Source organism: Telluria sp. ZB4P36, from assembly GCF_059685865.1.
In genome coordinates this window covers 93,544-107,813 of sequence record NZ_JCASIE010000012.1, presented here as the reverse complement: position 1 = coordinate 107,813, position 14,270 = coordinate 93,544, and the positions used below count along the sequence as shown (strand labels likewise).

Genomic DNA, 14,270 nt, shown 5'->3' with positions numbered 1-14,270 from the left:
GTCCTGGACATGGAGGGCTTGGTCATTGGGCCGCGCGGGTCATACCTGCACCTATGCCTGCGACGGCGTCAGCGGCCGCATCCAGGCGCAGGACCTGGCGTTCGCGGCCGCGTACCAGCTCGACCTCGCTCTGGGTCATGCGCGCCACGCGCGCGCCGCGGAAGCTGTCGCCCAGGCGCACCGTCTCGCCGTCGATCACGGCGACGTGGCGTCCGCCGCTGCGGGGCGAGATCAGCACCGACTGCAGGCGCGGCAAGCCGTCGCCGGCGCCTTCGGGACGGCTGGTGTCCAGCGCGGCGGGCGGGCGGGTCGGGTCGGCCAGGGTTTGCGCGGCGGCCGGAAGGCCTGCATACAGCAGGCCGGCGATGATTGTCAGGGTGAGTTTTTTCACAGCTTCATCCATTTGCGGTCCAGACTCAGGGTATAGAGCGTGAGCGTCAGGCGCGACGCCGGGTACTCTTCCACGTCGAGCTGCGCCCTGCCCCAGAACAGCCGGGTCGGCATCGCTTCGAGCGCGCTCATGTAATCGACCATGTCGAGATAATTGCCGCGCACGGTGACTTCGACGCCGTGGCGGTACAGTAATTCAGTGGTGGGGGCCGCGCCGAGCGCCGTCATCGACTCGACCGGCAGCGTGCGCATCGACACCAGCTTGAGGCGGGCATTCGCGCGCAGGATGGTGTCCACCAGCGGCGCCATGCGCTCGGGCGGCACCAGGCCGTGTTCCATGGCCAGCAGCGAGTCGCCCAGCGCGGCGGTTTCCTGCTTGATGGCTTCCAGCTTTTCGCGCGCCGGCGCATCCGGATCGACCTGGTAGGCGAGCACCTTGGCGGTGATCTCGCCATCCAGGCCCATCAGGTTGTTCTGCTGCTGATTGATCTGCGTGCGCAGCGCGGCGTGCTCGCGGTAGATCGGTCCCAGCACGGCGGTGTGTCCGATGAAGACGATGACCGCCGCGACGGCGGCGAACAGCAGGCCGCGTTCGCGCAGGGTCAGCGCGTCGACGCGCGCCATCAGGGCAAGGAGACGCTGTTTCATTTGCGCGGCTCCTCGGGCACCGACTGCAGGCTGAACTCGACCCAGGGTGCGGCGGCGGGCTTGCCGTCCGGGCCGTTGACCGAAGCGGGCTGGTTGATCGAGAGGCTGGCGAAGGACTTCCCCTGCATCAGCGGCTCCCCCGTCAGGCGTGACAGGTAGCCCGGTATGGTGGCGGGGTCGATGGTGCGGCCGCGGATGCCGATGTCCCTGCCGCCGCCGGACACGGACACGCTGGTGAGCCACAAGCCGGTTGCGCTCTGGCGCGCCAGGGCCTTGAAATAGCCGGCATAGCCGGCGGTGTCGCCCAGTTCGCCGCGCTCGATCACGCGCGCGATGTTGCGCAAGGCCGCCAGCTGGGCCTGGGCCTCGGCGATCTCGGCATCGATGTCCTTGTTCTTCTGGCGCGGCGCGAACTCGGCGCTGACGCCGGCCAGGCGCGCCTGCTTCTGTTCGAGGCGCCTGGCGCCGGCATCGGCCTCGGCCTGCAGGGCCGCCGTCTGCACCCGGCCGTAGCTGGCCAGCGCGGCCACGCCGGCCACCAGCACCAGCAGCGAGAAGGCCATCATGGCCGCGGACAGGACCTTCTTCTGCGGCTCGAACTGCGGGTTGAACAGGTTGATCTGCTGGCTCATGCCGCGCCCTCCGTGCGCAATGCGGCGCCAAGCGGAATGAAGAAGCGGCCCTGCATGGCAGCGTCGAGCAGCTCCGGCGTGCGGCTCAGGTCGAACACCTTGGCCAGGTCGAGCGTCTCGACCGGGGTGTACAGGTTGCTCGACAGGTAGTCGTCGAGGCCGCTCACGCCCGACGGCCCCAGCACCAGCTTGGCGATGCTGATGAAGGAATACTGGCGCTCGAAGTTGTCGAGCGAGCGCTGCAGTTCCAGGGTGATGCGGTCGAAGCTGGCGTGCTTGCGCTCGTGGTCCGGCTCGAGCAGCTGGTCCAGGGTGACGTCGATCCGGCGCGACAGGTAGAGCTCGCCGCGATAGGTCACGGTCAGCAAGCCCCCTTCCGGGCTGAAGGACAGCATGGCAATGCCGCGGCTTTCGGGCGCGACCAGGGCCGAGATATTGCGCTGGGCCATCTCCGGGATGTCGATGACGCTGAGCTCGACCTTCCCGTCGCGGAACAGCTGCTGGCGCGGCTTGACGGCGCTGTTGCGGGCCGCAACCACGAACACCGACTGCTGGGCGCGGGCCTGGCTGGCATCGACGGGAATGTCGAGCACGTCGATGGTCGCTTCGTCGACCGGGAAATCGAGCATGTCCTTGAGGCGCCAGCGCACCGCGGTCTTCATTTCCTCGCGCGGCACGTTGGGCGCCTCGAGGCTGATCACCTGGTATTCGCCGGGGCCGAGCAGGGTCACGCAGCGGTAGGCATTGGCATGCCCTTCGCGCGCGGCCTTTTCCAGGGCCACTACGTCGGGCTTGCCGGGCAAGAAATGGGCGAAGCGCACGAAGGGCATGCCCTCCGCGACCGGCTTGATGCTGGTGGCCACCACTGCGTCATCGAGGACAGCAATGGTCAGCCAGCCATCTTTTTTCTTGGCTCTCTTAAAAAAACGCATGCAAGCGGTCTGTGGTCCCGGAAATGATTTCGGTGCAGCAAAGGCTTGATTATATTCAAGCCGCGCTCCAAGGGATCACAAAATCTGGACTTGACCCTCAAAACAAGCAGTTTTTTAGGTCGCTTTGCCACGATTTTTTGTCAATACATCTCGCGCACGTAGATCACGGGGCTTTTGAACTGCCCGAAGCTCACTTTGCCGAAGGTACTCGGCAGGTATTCCTCGCCATTGATGAAGAGGTCGACGTTGCCGGTCCGGTCGCCGACCGGCGCCAGGACCAGGTTGGCCTTGCCGTTTTTCAGCAGCGGCAGCGCGACCTGCTCGGTGCCGGATTTGGTGCCGGCGACCATGACGACGCTCATGTCACAGGCGCCGTTCGCCGCCGTGCTCAGGCGCAGGCTGCGGCGGCATTCGGAAAACTCCACCGCCCCCATGACCGGCACGGTCTGCTCGGCCAGCGCGCTGTTCGCCTCCCAGGCACTGCCGCTCCAGTACTGGGCCTGCAGCGGCACCGGCGTTTTCGCCAGCGGCGTACCGATCGTATTGCCCACCATGAGGCGGCCGTTGATCACCATCATGCCGCCTTCGACCGACGGGTTGCCCACGCGCAGCGAACTGATGGTGTGCGGCGCGGCGCCGGCCGCGGTCTTGCGCAGCTCCGGCGCGGTGGCGCGCACGTGCACGGCGGTCGGCACGGTCCAGTTGCGGGTACCGGCCTTGGCATCGTAACCATTGGCAAGACGGTAAGCGACCTGGCGATCGGTTGTGGCGGCAGGCTCGCTGCCCTTGAAGAACTTGTCGAGTTCCTTGCCGGTTTCGCCAGGCATGCTGACGGCGGTCAGGGTAATGGCGGGCACCAGCTGGTCCTTGAACTTCTGCAGCACCTGGCCATTGCGTCCGTAGGCGCGGACGATGGCCTTGAAGGACTGCTTCGAGAAGCTTGCGCGCGTCACCAGCTGCGGCGCGTCCGCCGGGCAGCCCATGCGCTTGAGACAGCCGAAGCCTTCGTCGGTTTCGGTCCTGAAGTAGGCCGGATAGAAACGGCCGACGAGCGCATTATCGGAAGCCACCGCATCGGCGCTGTCCAGGTAGCCGTCCAAGCTGGCTTTGAGCATGGCGGTACCGGCCTCGTTCCAGGCGAAGCTGCGCTTGAACTGCCTCGCTTCGAACTGCTTCCCTTCGGATACCCATGCGGCGTCCAGCGTCTCCAGCGGCAGCTCATCTCCTATCGCCGCAAGTGACAGCCTGTCGGCCACCGCGAATCCGCCCGTTTCAAGGCCGAAGTTCGGCAGCTTGATACCGCCTTCGCCGAGTGCATACACCACGGCCCGGAAGGGCTCGCCCGCCTCGGCGAAGCCCGCCTCCGACAGCGAGGCAGTGCCCGGGTTCGAAACGCCGTCGTTCACACGCAGGTAATCCACGCCAAGCTTTGCTGGACGCGAGACGAAGCTGGCAGCGATGACGTTACCGGCGGCGTCGCGCATGCGCAGCGTGACGCGTCCGGCATCCGCGTAACGGAACTCATACTCTTTCGACACCTCGTTCGCGGCAAATTCCAGCAGGGCCGCGGTTCCGGCACTCGCGTCCGCGGGCGTGTCGTTCTTCACACAGGCGGGCAAGGTCTTTCCCGCGTAAGTGGCGGTGAGGTTCGCCGTCGACGTCGGGTTATTGCATTCCAGGCTGTAGCGAACGTCGACCGTGCTCTTGCTGGTCGTGCTGACCGGCTTGGCGATGCCGCCCTGCGCACTGGTGATGAAGATCCTGGTCTTACTGCCGGCAATCACCGGCCCCGTAAACCTGGCGCAGCCTTCTCCCGAAGGCTTGATGACCGTCCCTGCAAGGCAGGCACCGGTGGTGAACACATACGCGTCCCGGCTGACCGGCAGGCCGCCGGTGTCACCCTCGACCGTCGACTTGTTGTTGCCGGGCACGCTGTCGGCCGTCCCGGACACCTCGGCCGTGTTGCTGACCTTACCGTCGGTCGTGATTCTCGCCCTGATCTGGACGCTGGCACTGGCTCCTGCCGCGAGCGGCTTGCCGTACTTGCAGGTCACGGTCCGCTCGGACAGCGCGCAGGTCCAGTCGGTGCCGCTCGCCGACACATAGGTCAGCATGCCCGACAGCGTGTCCCTGACCTGCACATTAGGGTCGGCGCGCGCGCCCGCGTTGGTGACGGCAAGGGTGTAGGTGATCTCGTTGCCGAGCTTGAATTCGCCGGACTGGCTCTTCTTGATGGACAGATCCGCCGGCTTCGACGGCAAGGCGAGGATGGCCGTGCCGAGCAGCACCCGGTCGCTTTCAGTGGTGAAGACGGCCTTGGCGTCGGTCGCCCTCGCGGGCGGCGCGGCGAGGGTGACGGTGTCGAAGTCGATCCCAAGCGAGTTTTCGTCCGAATTGGCGCCGCTCTTGGAATTGAATGCGTTGTCCTTATGAATGAACGGCTCGCTGCTCAGCGGCACGCCGGCGAAGCTGACATGGTCCCCCTTCTGGTTGCCGGTCCTGTCGCCTTCCCAGACGATGTAGCCGAACTTGCCCGATCCAGTATTGTCGGCCGGTGGCGTGTAGTCCGGCATCTGCACCGTGACGCTGGTGTTCTTAATCGCCTGCAGGCCTTCGTAGACGTTGACCGTGCGGTAGCGTTCGGACGCGTGCGAGTACACCACCGCCAGAGCGAAGCCGGCCACCATGCTGTTTTCCTTCTGCTTCTTCGAGCAGTAGGTCTCCGACGTGTCGACATCCAGGCCACTGAAGGTGAAGCTGGTCTTTCCCTGGACCTGGGTGGTGACGTCCGCGGCGGCGGCGAAATAGGTGAAGCCGTCGATGGACGAGCTGTAGCGGCGATTGGCCGCTGCGCTCACCTTGGCGCCGTCGAGCAGCACTTCCGTGTCGACGGTGCCGGTGCCGGTCCAGTACAGGATCGCCGAGACCACGGTGGCGTTGGCGGGCAGCGAGATTCCGGCCTGCGCGCTGCCAGCCAGGTCGCACACCTTGGCGCCCCCGGACTTGCTCTGCAGGCTGGCCTGGGTGCCGGCGAAGTTGACGTTGCCTTCGAAAGACTTAGTCAGGGCCAGCGCTTCGGCTGCGGCGGGATTCGCCACCGCACCGGCGATCATGCCGGCGCACATGGCCAGGCGGGTGAAGTTCAGCAGCGTTCTCATATCTCTACCTCGAGCCGGCGTTGTACGTAATCGGGATTGTTCGGGGCTTGCTGGCCGCAGGCGCCTTCGACCGGCTGGTTGCAGGCCACGGCACGGAGGCGCCAGCGCATCACCGGATCGCCATCGGTATTCTTCAGCTCGTCGAGCGGGATGCAGCCCACCGTCACGCGGAAGCTGCCCAGGGTACTCGTGGCGGGAAAGCCGAAGGAGGTGCTGTCCACGCAGCGCCCATGGCGCAGCTGCTCGTACAGCCCCCACTCGATGCCGGCGCGCGCCGCCTGGTAGGCCTTGGCGCCCTCGAGGTCCAGGTTGGCGCTGGCCTGCTGCGAGGTGAACAGGGTGACCGAGGCCACCCCGAGACCGGCCAGCACGACCAGCAGGAAGATCGCGGTGACCAGGCCGACACCGGCCTGGCGCGAACGGAGGACAAGCTGGGCGATCGGCTTCATGGAGTGTTGTCCACGTGGACCTGGCTGACCAGGCGCACCAAAGTATTGCTGTCCTTGCCGACCCGCAGCGCCAGGTTCAGGATCACCAGCGCGCTGCGCCGGGTTGCGTCGCTGCCGTAGCGGAAGATCTGGCTGCAGTCGGCTACGTGCGAAGCGATCACCGCGCGTTGCGGACCGCCTTGTGGCGGCGTGTTCTGGCCGGCCGCGATATCGTAGCCCCAATAGCGCACCAGTTCGTTGCCGCCGTTTCTCAGGGGCTCGCAGGCATAGCTGACCGGCCCGGTCACGACCTGGAAACGGTCGCTGGGCGAACGCATCGGCGTGGCCTGGGTGGCGAAGGGATTGCTGTCCATCGTCACGATCGGGTTCTCGGGCGCGGTGTAGTCGACGGCGGCGACCCGTTCGATGTTCCTGCCCGTCGCGCCGGACCGGTACTGATAGGCGTTCGACTCGATGTCTTCGGACGGAGTAGCCGCACCGCCGACGTTGTAGACGACGATGAAGTCGCCCGGCACGATGCGGCGCATGGTGCCGCCCACGGCGGTGAAGCTGCGGTTCGTGGCATTGTCGAAATCGAGGACCGGGAATCCGCTAACGTCATCGTCCATGGTCAGGTAGCGTCCGCCCGTCCTGGTGAGCAGGAATTCGACCGCACTGCCCTCGTCGTTGACCCGCACGCTGTTGGGCAGGGCCAGGCGCAGGTCGCGCGCCATGCGGCGCAGCGCCAGGTCGGCCTCGTCGGTCGCGGCGGCGCGCGCGGCGGTATCGACGTAGCCCTGCACCGGGGCGCGGATGAACACGGCGACGATGGCGCCGATCACGCCGATGATGACGATCACCAGGACCGCCTCGACCAGCGTGAAGCCGCGCGCGCGGCGGGGAGTCTTTGCTGTCCTCATAGGAAATTCGGCGCGTAGCGCGTGCGGTAGCCGTCGAGCACGATGGTCTCGCCGCCGTAGCGCACTTCGACGCGGATGCGCAGCACGTCGACGTCGGGCGAGGCCGCGTTCGCAATGGGAATGCCGCCGATCGATTCCGGCGTGATGCTGACGCTGGCCGTATAGCCCTCGACGTTCATGGGCTCGCCGTTGGCGTCGGTCAGCTTGCCATTGATGTCGTTGAACGGGTTTGCGCTGCCGTTGGCCTTGGCCGCATAATCGTTGATGTTGTCGAAGGGGCGCTTGCCGCCCGCTTCCGGGCCCCAGTTCTCGGGCACGTCACAGTCCGCGCTGCCCTTGACCCCATCGTCACCGGCCTTGTCGGCGGTCGGGTCGCAGTAGGTGAAACGCGCCAGCTGGACTTCTTCGAGCAGGCCCTCGGCGATCATCAGGGCCTGCTTGCGGCGCAGCGGATCGGCGCTGGCCTTGGTGGTGAGGTTCAGGACGCCGATGATGCCAGCCAGCGCGACGCCGATGATCATGATGAACATGATCAGCTCGATCAGGGTCAGCCCAGCCTGGGAGGTCTTGCGCACCGGCTTACTGGACATAGCCGGTTTCCTGGTTCACGGACACGGTGCGGCTTTCGCCGGGGCTGGCGATGGTCATGACGAGGCCGTCGAACTTGCCGCTGGTCGCGACAGGGCGTCCCAGGGCATCGAAGCTGAATTCGGTCATGGCTGTGGACAGCGAGACCTGCACGCCCTGCGGCAGGCCGAGGCAGTACCAGCGCTCGTCCTGGCAGTGTATCTCGGAGGCTGCGCCGCCGATGCCACTTCCGGTTGCGGCGACCCGGTTCGCGGCTGCGCAGTTGCCCTGAGGCTTGTCATAGCAGAGCGCGATGCGGTCGTCGTCGAGCTGGACGAAGACAGGGGAGTTACGCGCGATGGCTGCCTTCTGGGCGTAGCGCAGCAAGGCGCGGGTCTGGTCCGCGAAGGCATCGGCGTCAAAACCGCTGCGCTCGAAGAAGCGGCTGCCGGCGACGGCAGCCAGGATACCGGCGAGGACCATCACGATGATCAGTTCGACCATCGTGAAACCACCCTGGCGCGCCATATTGAAACGATGGTTCATCGGTTCATCAGCACTGTCCAGGGTGGAAATTCCCAGCAAGGCTGGGGCGGTAAATTACTTGCAATCGAGGCCGGTAACGTCTGCGATCACAGGTGCAGAGGTTGCAGTTGCCTGCGTATAGGTGAACGCGCACTTGGACTTATCCGCTGCGCCTTCTACCTTGAAGGTTTGTACGCCTGCTGCAACGGTGCTGAAATCATAGTCGTTCGAGCTCAGACCAGCAGCCTGTGCGAGCGAAGTACCGGCGCTTGGATAACCATTGGCCAGGTTGACAGACACGCCTTCCATGTCGATCGTTGCCGCGGTGTGGTTCTTGACCAAGACCTTCGCATGCACCAGCGACGAAGCCGACGACACGGCGCCTTTGGCGGCCTTCAGGCTAGCCAGACGGGCATCGGCACCCAGATCGGCGAACTTCGGCAGCGCGGTGGCAGCCAGAATGCCCAGGATCACGATCACGACGATCAGTTCGATCAGGGTGAAACCGCCCTGCGCGCCCTTGCTGGAATATTTGTTCATGTAACTCTCTCCGTAGAAATTGTGCGGGTGAGCCCGCGGTCTTGGGTTATTGTTTTCCGGCCCCGACTTCGTCGATGACCAGGGCGCCGTGGTTCCGGCTCCGTCCGCTGCTACCGGTCGGATAATTCGAGCTGGATAATTCTACCTTGAACTTGAGCAAGTTAGATGTCCCAGAAGAAAAAGTGTCGCTACTTAGCACATAATTGACCGTCCGATCAGTACGGTCGAAGAACCATGCGCCACGCCGTAAGCTCTCCAAGTCGGGCGAGTAATACTCTCCCAGATAGTTGGCTGGCTTTCTGGCAAGCCAAGTCATCGGATTTTCTTGCATTAAAGCAATTAAAGCTTCCTGGCCGCCCGCCGCCCCGAACTGGGTCGCCCGTGCCGCCATGGCAGTGCGCAGCGCCCCCACCACGTGATAGGCGGCGGTACGCTCTGACTGCGCACGCCACTCGAGCAGTCGTCCGAGCAGCACCCCCGCCAGCAGGGCCATCACGATGGCGCAGACGATGAACTCGAAGCGGGTGGCTCCGAGGATGCGGCCGGGCCGCATCATTTCCCGCCGCGCAGGGCAGCCTTGCCCAGGTCCCAGATCGGCAGGAAGATGCCCAGCGCCAGGACCAGCACCATCACACCCAGGAAGGTGATCAGGATCGGCTCGATCTGGCTCGACAGGGTCTTCAGCTCGTAATCCACCTCGCGCTCGTACATCTGCGCGATCTCGTCCATCAGCTCGTCGAGCGAGCCGGATTCCTCGCCCACCGCGATCATCTGCAGTACGATCGGGGTGAACACATTGGCGGCCACCGAGGTGCGCAGGATGCTCTCGCCGCGCTCGACGCCGTCGCGCATGCCTTCGATGCGCGAGCTCAGGTAGGCGTTGTCGGCGGTCTGCGACACCACCGTCAGGGCCTGCACGATCGGCACGCCGCTGCGGGTCGACAGCGCGAAACTGCGCGCGAAACGGGCCATCGTCGCCTTGTGGATGATCTTGCCGGCGATCGGCAGGCGCAGCTTGTGCTTGTCCCAGGCCATCCGGCCCTTGGCTGTCGCCACCCAGCTGCGGAAGCCGAACACCGCGCCGCCCACCATGGCCAGCATGGCCGGCCAGTAGGCGACCGTGAAGTTCGAGGTCGCCAGCAGGATGCGTGTCATCAGCGGCAGCTGGGCATTGAAGGACTTGAACACCGACGCGAACTGCGGGATCACGAAGACGTTCACGATCACCATCGCGATCGCCATCGCGATCATGACGAAGGTCGGGTAGCGCATCGCGGTCTTGACCCGCTCGCGCATGTCGCGGTCGAACTCGAGGTGGTCGAACAGCCGCAGGAAGACTTCTTCCAGGCGGCCGGTCATCTCGCCTACCCGCACCATCGAGAGGTAGAAGGTGTCGAAGACCTTGGGATGGCGCGCCATCGCGGCCGACAGCTCGCGGCCGGCATCGAGCGATTCGCGCAGGTCCTTGATGATCTTGCCGAAGGATTTATTGATGGCCGATTCCTGCAGGCCGGCCAGGCCGCGCATGATCGGCACGCCCGACTTGAGCAGGGTGTAGATCTGGCGGCTGAACAGCTGCACGTCCATCGACGTGACCTTCTTCTCGTTCAGGCGCGCGAGCAAGCCTTCGCCGCCGGCGCCTTTCGAGCCCGGGCCCCTGCGGCTGGGGTTGATCTCGATGGGCGTGGCGCCGCTGCCGAACAACTGGTCGGCGACGGCGCCGCTGTCGGCGCCTTCGAGGATGCCCTGCAGGAGTTCACCGGCGCCGTTGCGCGCCTTGTAGGAAAAGTAGGGCATCAGTCGTCGTACTGGTTACTGATGCGCATCGCCTCGGCGATGGTGGTCCTGCCCTGCACTGCCAGGCTGACGCCGTGGCGGCGCAAGGTCTCGCCCTCCATCTCGGCGTGCGCCACTTTCAGGAAGTGGCCCGGGTCCGGATGGTTGGCCGCCTCGGTGACGGCGCGCGTCATCTCGAGCAGTTCGTAGACGCCGGTACGGCCGCGGAAGCCGGTGCCGTTGCAGTGCGAGCAGCCCTTCCCGTGGAAAAAGGGCGTGGTGGCCGCACGCTCGCCCAGCTCCGAACGCAGCCAGGTCACTTCACCCGGCGTCGGCTGGTAAGGGGTGGTGCAGCTTTCGCAGATCACACGCACCAGGCGCTGGGCCAGCACCGCCTGCAGCGAGCCGCCCACCATGTAGCGCGGCACGCCCATGTCCATCAGGCGCAGCGGGGTCGATGCGGCATCGTTGGTGTGCAGGGTCGAGAGCACCAGGTGGCCGGTCATTGCGGCGCGCAGGCCGATCTGGGCGGTTTCCTGGTCGCGCATCTCGCCGACCAGCACGATGTCCGGGTCCTGGCGCAGCGCGGAACGCAGCACGCGCGCGAAGGACAGGTCGATCTTGTCGTTGACTTGCACCTGGTTGATGCCCTTCAGGCGGTATTCGACCGGGTCCTCGACCGTGATCAGCTTCTTCTCCACCGAGTTCAGTTCGGACAGCGCGCTGTACAGGGTGGTGGTCTTGCCGGAGCCGGTCGGGCCGGTGACCAGCACCAGGCCGTTGGGACGCTGCACCAGCGCGCGGAAGCGCTCGACGATCCGCGGCGGCATGCCGATCGCGTCCAGGCGCAGCGTGGTGCCGCCCTGGTTCAGCAGACGCATGACCACCGATTCGCCGTACTGGGTCGGCATCGTCGAGATACGCACGTCGATGCGCTGGTTGCGCACCTTGACCGCGAAGCGGCCGTCCTGCGGCAGGCGCTTTTCCGAGATGTCGAGGTCGGCCATCAGCTTGAGGCGCAGCGCCAGCGGCGTGGCCACCTTCAGGTCGGCCTCGGTCTGCAGGTGCAGCACGCCGTCGATACGGAAGCGGATCTGCAGGCGCCCGTCCTGCGGCTCGATGTGGATGTCGGAGGCGCGCACCTGGGAGGCGTCGTCGAACACCGACTGCAGCAGCTTGACGATCGGCGCCTCTTCCAGGCCCGGGTTGGCGGCCAGCGCGCCGAAGTCGATCGAGGTGTCGCCCAGGTCCTGCTCGACCTCGCGCGCGAAGTCGGTGATCTGGTCGGTGCGGCGGTAGATGCGGTCGATCGCGCCCACCACCTCGGTCTCGTTGACCACGGCCAGTTCGACGGTCTTCTTGAGCAGGCGCGCGATCTCGTCGTAGGCGAACAGGTCGGTCGGGTCGGACACGCCCACCAGCAGGGTCTCGCGGCGGTCTTCCAGCACCAGGGCGCGGAAGCGGCGCGCGGCCGTTTCCGGAAGCAGGCGCACCAGTTCGGCGTTGATGTTGTAGAACTTGAGGTTGATATAAGGGATGTTCAGCTGGCGCGCGAGCGCGCCCGAGATCTGGTCTTCGGTGACGAAACCGCTCTCGACGAACACACGGCCCAGCTTGCGCCCGGTGCGCTTCTGGTCCGCCAGCGCCTGGTTGAGCTGCTCTTCCGACAGCAGTTTCTGCTGGATCAGCACCTCGCCGAGGCGAATTTTTTCCGGCCTTGCCATGACATCCCTTGTTTTATTACCTGCAACGAATATTTTATGCCAGATCCTGCAAAAATTGACTGCTGGAATTATCGATAGTGACGAAAAGTGTCGCCGTTTCGCCTCGACGAAATGGCATCGCGTGTAAGATGGCCAAGAAAAAACGACAAGGACGCCTCATGGATGAGCCCCGTACGCCGGCGCAGCGCCGCCGCATCTACCTGATGCGGCACGGCAGCGTCACCTATTTCGACGACACCGGCCGACCCCATCTTCCCGAAACCGTGGCACTGAACCCTTCCGGCCAGGTCCAGGCCGATGCTGCCGGCCACGCCTTCCGCGAAGCCGGCGTACGCTTCGACCGCGTGATCGTGTCCGGCCTGCCGCGCACCGTGGAAACAGCGCAGCGGGTGCTGGCGGCGAGCGGCCAGCGGATCGAGCTTGATACCTGGCCGGACCTGCACGAGATCCGCGGCGGCCGCCTGTCCGCGATTCCGACCGATGAACTGAAGCGCGCCTTCACCGGCGCCTTCGAGGGCCTGGTCGACGAGGACCAGCGCTTCCTTGGCGGCGAATCGGTGGGCGAGATGATGGACCGGGTCCATCCCGCCATCGCGCGGCTGCGCGCGGACCGGGACTGGGATACGCTGCTGCTGGTACTGCACGGCGGCGTCAATTGCGCGATTTTATCGCTTGCACTGACCGGCGAGCGCCTGTTCCTGGGCGGGCTGGCCCAGGCGGCCGGCTGCATCAATGCCCTCGACGTCGGCGACCACCCGGCCGACTGGGTAATCCGTTTCGTCAACTACGTCCCGCCGGGGCCGCTGCAAGCGGATGCGCGCGCCACCACCATGGAGCAGCTGTTCGCCCAATACAGCAAGGGCAGATAGGCGCATTCAAAAATAGCACGGCCGTACGCTTCCGCGCTAGAATAAAGAACAAAGCACAACAATGGAGACGCCATGTACGAGGAAATGATGGGCACCAAGCCTGTGTCCGAACGCCAGCGCTTCGACGTCGACGCCCTCGGCGCCTGGCTCGCGGCGCATGTCGAGGGCTATCCCGGCGGCGCCCCGCTGGTCGAGCAGTTCAAGGGCGGCCAGTCCAACCCCACTTTCCGCCTGACCGTCGGCGCCACGCGCTACGTGCTGCGCACCAAGCCCGGGCCGGCCGCCAGGCTGCTGCCCTCGGCCCATGCGATCGATCGCGAGTACCGCGTGATGACGGCGCTGCACGGCGCCGGCTTCCCGGTGCCGCGCCAATATGCCTTGTGCCTGGACGAAGCCATCATCGGGCGCGCCTTCTACGTGATGGAGTGCGTCGAGGGCCGCGTGCTGTGGGACCAGTCGCTGCCCGGCATGAGCCCGAGCGAACGGGCCGCCATCTACGACGAACAGAACCGGGTGATCGCCAAGCTGCACACGGTCGACTACACGGCGATCGGCCTGGCCGACTACGGCAAGCCGGGGAATTATTTCGCGCGCCAGATCGAACGCTGGACCAAGCAGTACCAGGCCTCGGTTACCGAGCCGATCGAGGCGATGGAGCGCCTGATCGAATGGCTGCCCCGGCACATCCCGCCCGGCGACGACACCGGCATCGTGCATGGCGACTACCGCCTGGACAACATGATCTTCCACCCGACCGAGCCGCGCATCCTGGCGGTGCTGGACTGGGAACTGTCCACCCTGGGCCATCCGCTGGCCGACTTCTCCTACCACTGCATGAGCTGGCACATTCCGCCGGGACGCTTCCGCGGCATCGCGGGCCTGGACCTGGCGGGGCTCGGCATTCCCTCGCTGGACGCCTATGTGGCGCGCTATTGCGAACGCACCGGCAAGACGATCCGCGCCGAGGACTTCGATTTCTACCTGGCCTACAACATGTTCCGCCTGGCCGGCATCATGCAGGGCATCATGAAGCGCTACGTGGACGGCACCGCCGCGAGCGCCCAGGCCCTGGAGAACGGCAAGGCGGCCCGGCCGATGGCCGAGATGGCGTGGCAGTTCGCCTCGCGCAGCAACTGATCCCCCCTACTGCAAGGACAAGCA

General features: G+C 65.6%; 14 protein-coding genes and 2 pseudogenes. 3 read left to right on the top strand and 13 right to left on the bottom strand.

Going from position 1 to position 14,270, the window contains the following annotated elements:
• Window positions 1–22: 22 nt before the first annotated feature.
• From AC56LK_RS16295 to AC56LK_RS16270, 6 genes are all read right to left on the bottom strand, one after another.
• Window positions 23–391 carry a hypothetical protein gene (locus tag AC56LK_RS16295; protein ID WP_497185536.1) on the bottom strand — a complete coding sequence of 123 codons (369 nt, stop codon included), beginning with the start codon at window positions 389–391 and terminating at the stop codon, window positions 23–25.
• Entirely contained in the window at window positions 388–1,038 is a 651-nt protein-coding gene (locus tag AC56LK_RS16290) for a hypothetical protein (protein WP_497185535.1), read from the bottom strand. The genes AC56LK_RS16295 and AC56LK_RS16290 overlap by 4 nt, the downstream gene beginning before the upstream one ends.
• Window positions 1,035–1,670: a PilN domain-containing protein gene (locus tag AC56LK_RS16285; protein ID WP_497185534.1), complete on the bottom strand. Its 636-nt coding sequence runs from the start codon at window positions 1,668–1,670 to the stop codon at window positions 1,035–1,037. Before AC56LK_RS16285 ends, AC56LK_RS16290 begins: the two co-directional genes overlap by 4 nt.
• Window positions 1,667–2,602 (bottom strand): type IV pilus biogenesis protein PilM, encoded by a 936-nt coding sequence (pilM, locus tag AC56LK_RS16280; RefSeq protein WP_497185533.1) that lies wholly within the window; start codon window positions 2,600–2,602, stop codon window positions 1,667–1,669. The genes AC56LK_RS16285 and pilM overlap by 4 nt, the downstream gene beginning before the upstream one ends.
• Window positions 2,603–2,742: 140 nt before the next feature.
• Complete coding sequence (locus tag AC56LK_RS16275; protein ID WP_497185532.1) at window positions 2,743–5,760, bottom strand: DUF6701 domain-containing protein; 3,018 nt, start codon at window positions 5,758–5,760, stop codon at window positions 2,743–2,745.
• Entirely contained in the window at window positions 5,757–6,209 is a 453-nt protein-coding gene (locus AC56LK_RS16270; protein ID WP_497185531.1) for a pilus assembly PilX family protein, read from the bottom strand. The genes AC56LK_RS16275 and AC56LK_RS16270 overlap by 4 nt, the downstream gene beginning before the upstream one ends.
• A 14-nt stretch (window positions 6,210–6,223) precedes the next feature.
• Here AC56LK_RS16270 and AC56LK_RS16265 point away from each other — a divergent pair.
• Window positions 6,224–6,442 (top strand): annotated as a pseudogene (locus AC56LK_RS16265) (hypothetical protein); the annotation flags it as partial.
• 579 nt (window positions 6,443–7,021) lie between these two features.
• Here the strand turns inward: AC56LK_RS16265 and AC56LK_RS16260 are convergent.
• The 7 genes and pseudogenes from AC56LK_RS16260 to AC56LK_RS16230 form a co-directional block, all read right to left on the bottom strand.
• A pseudogene (locus tag AC56LK_RS16260) lies at window positions 7,022–7,108 on the bottom strand (prepilin-type N-terminal cleavage/methylation domain-containing protein); the annotation flags it as partial.
• A complete protein-coding gene (locus tag AC56LK_RS16255) occupies window positions 7,105–7,698 on the bottom strand; it encodes a type II secretion system protein (protein ID WP_497185530.1) in 594 nt (197 codons plus the stop codon). The pseudogene AC56LK_RS16260 and the gene AC56LK_RS16255, both read right to left, overlap by 4 nt.
• Window positions 7,688–8,221 (bottom strand): prepilin-type N-terminal cleavage/methylation domain-containing protein, encoded by a 534-nt coding sequence (locus AC56LK_RS16250; protein ID WP_497185529.1) that lies wholly within the window; start codon window positions 8,219–8,221, stop codon window positions 7,688–7,690. The genes AC56LK_RS16255 and AC56LK_RS16250 overlap by 11 nt, the downstream gene beginning before the upstream one ends.
• Window positions 8,222–8,275: 54 nt before the next feature.
• Window positions 8,276–8,740, bottom strand: coding sequence for a prepilin-type N-terminal cleavage/methylation domain-containing protein (locus AC56LK_RS16245; protein WP_497185528.1), 465 nt, complete (start codon window positions 8,738–8,740; stop codon window positions 8,276–8,278).
• Window positions 8,741–8,786: 46 nt separating this feature from the next.
• Window positions 8,787–9,293 carry a hypothetical protein gene (locus tag AC56LK_RS16240; protein ID WP_497185527.1) on the bottom strand — a complete coding sequence of 169 codons (507 nt, stop codon included), beginning with the start codon at window positions 9,291–9,293 and terminating at the stop codon, window positions 8,787–8,789.
• Entirely contained in the window at window positions 9,293–10,537 is a 1,245-nt protein-coding gene (locus AC56LK_RS16235) for a type II secretion system F family protein (RefSeq protein WP_497185526.1), read from the bottom strand. The genes AC56LK_RS16240 and AC56LK_RS16235 overlap by 1 nt, the downstream gene beginning before the upstream one ends.
• On the bottom strand, window positions 10,537–12,240 hold the full coding sequence (locus AC56LK_RS16230; RefSeq protein WP_497185525.1) for a GspE/PulE family protein: 1,704 nt from the start codon (window positions 12,238–12,240) through the stop codon (window positions 10,537–10,539). The genes AC56LK_RS16235 and AC56LK_RS16230 overlap by 1 nt, the downstream gene beginning before the upstream one ends.
• Window positions 12,241–12,398: 158 nt before the next feature.
• Between AC56LK_RS16230 and AC56LK_RS16225 the strand changes: the two genes are divergently transcribed.
• Both AC56LK_RS16225 and AC56LK_RS16220 read left to right on the top strand, forming a co-directional pair.
• A complete protein-coding gene (locus tag AC56LK_RS16225) occupies window positions 12,399–13,109 on the top strand; it encodes a histidine phosphatase family protein (RefSeq protein WP_497185524.1) in 711 nt (236 codons plus the stop codon).
• A 72-nt stretch (window positions 13,110–13,181) separates the two neighbouring features.
• A complete protein-coding gene (locus AC56LK_RS16220) occupies window positions 13,182–14,246 on the top strand; it encodes a phosphotransferase (RefSeq protein WP_497185523.1) in 1,065 nt (354 codons plus the stop codon).
• Window positions 14,247–14,270 lie beyond the last annotated feature (24 nt).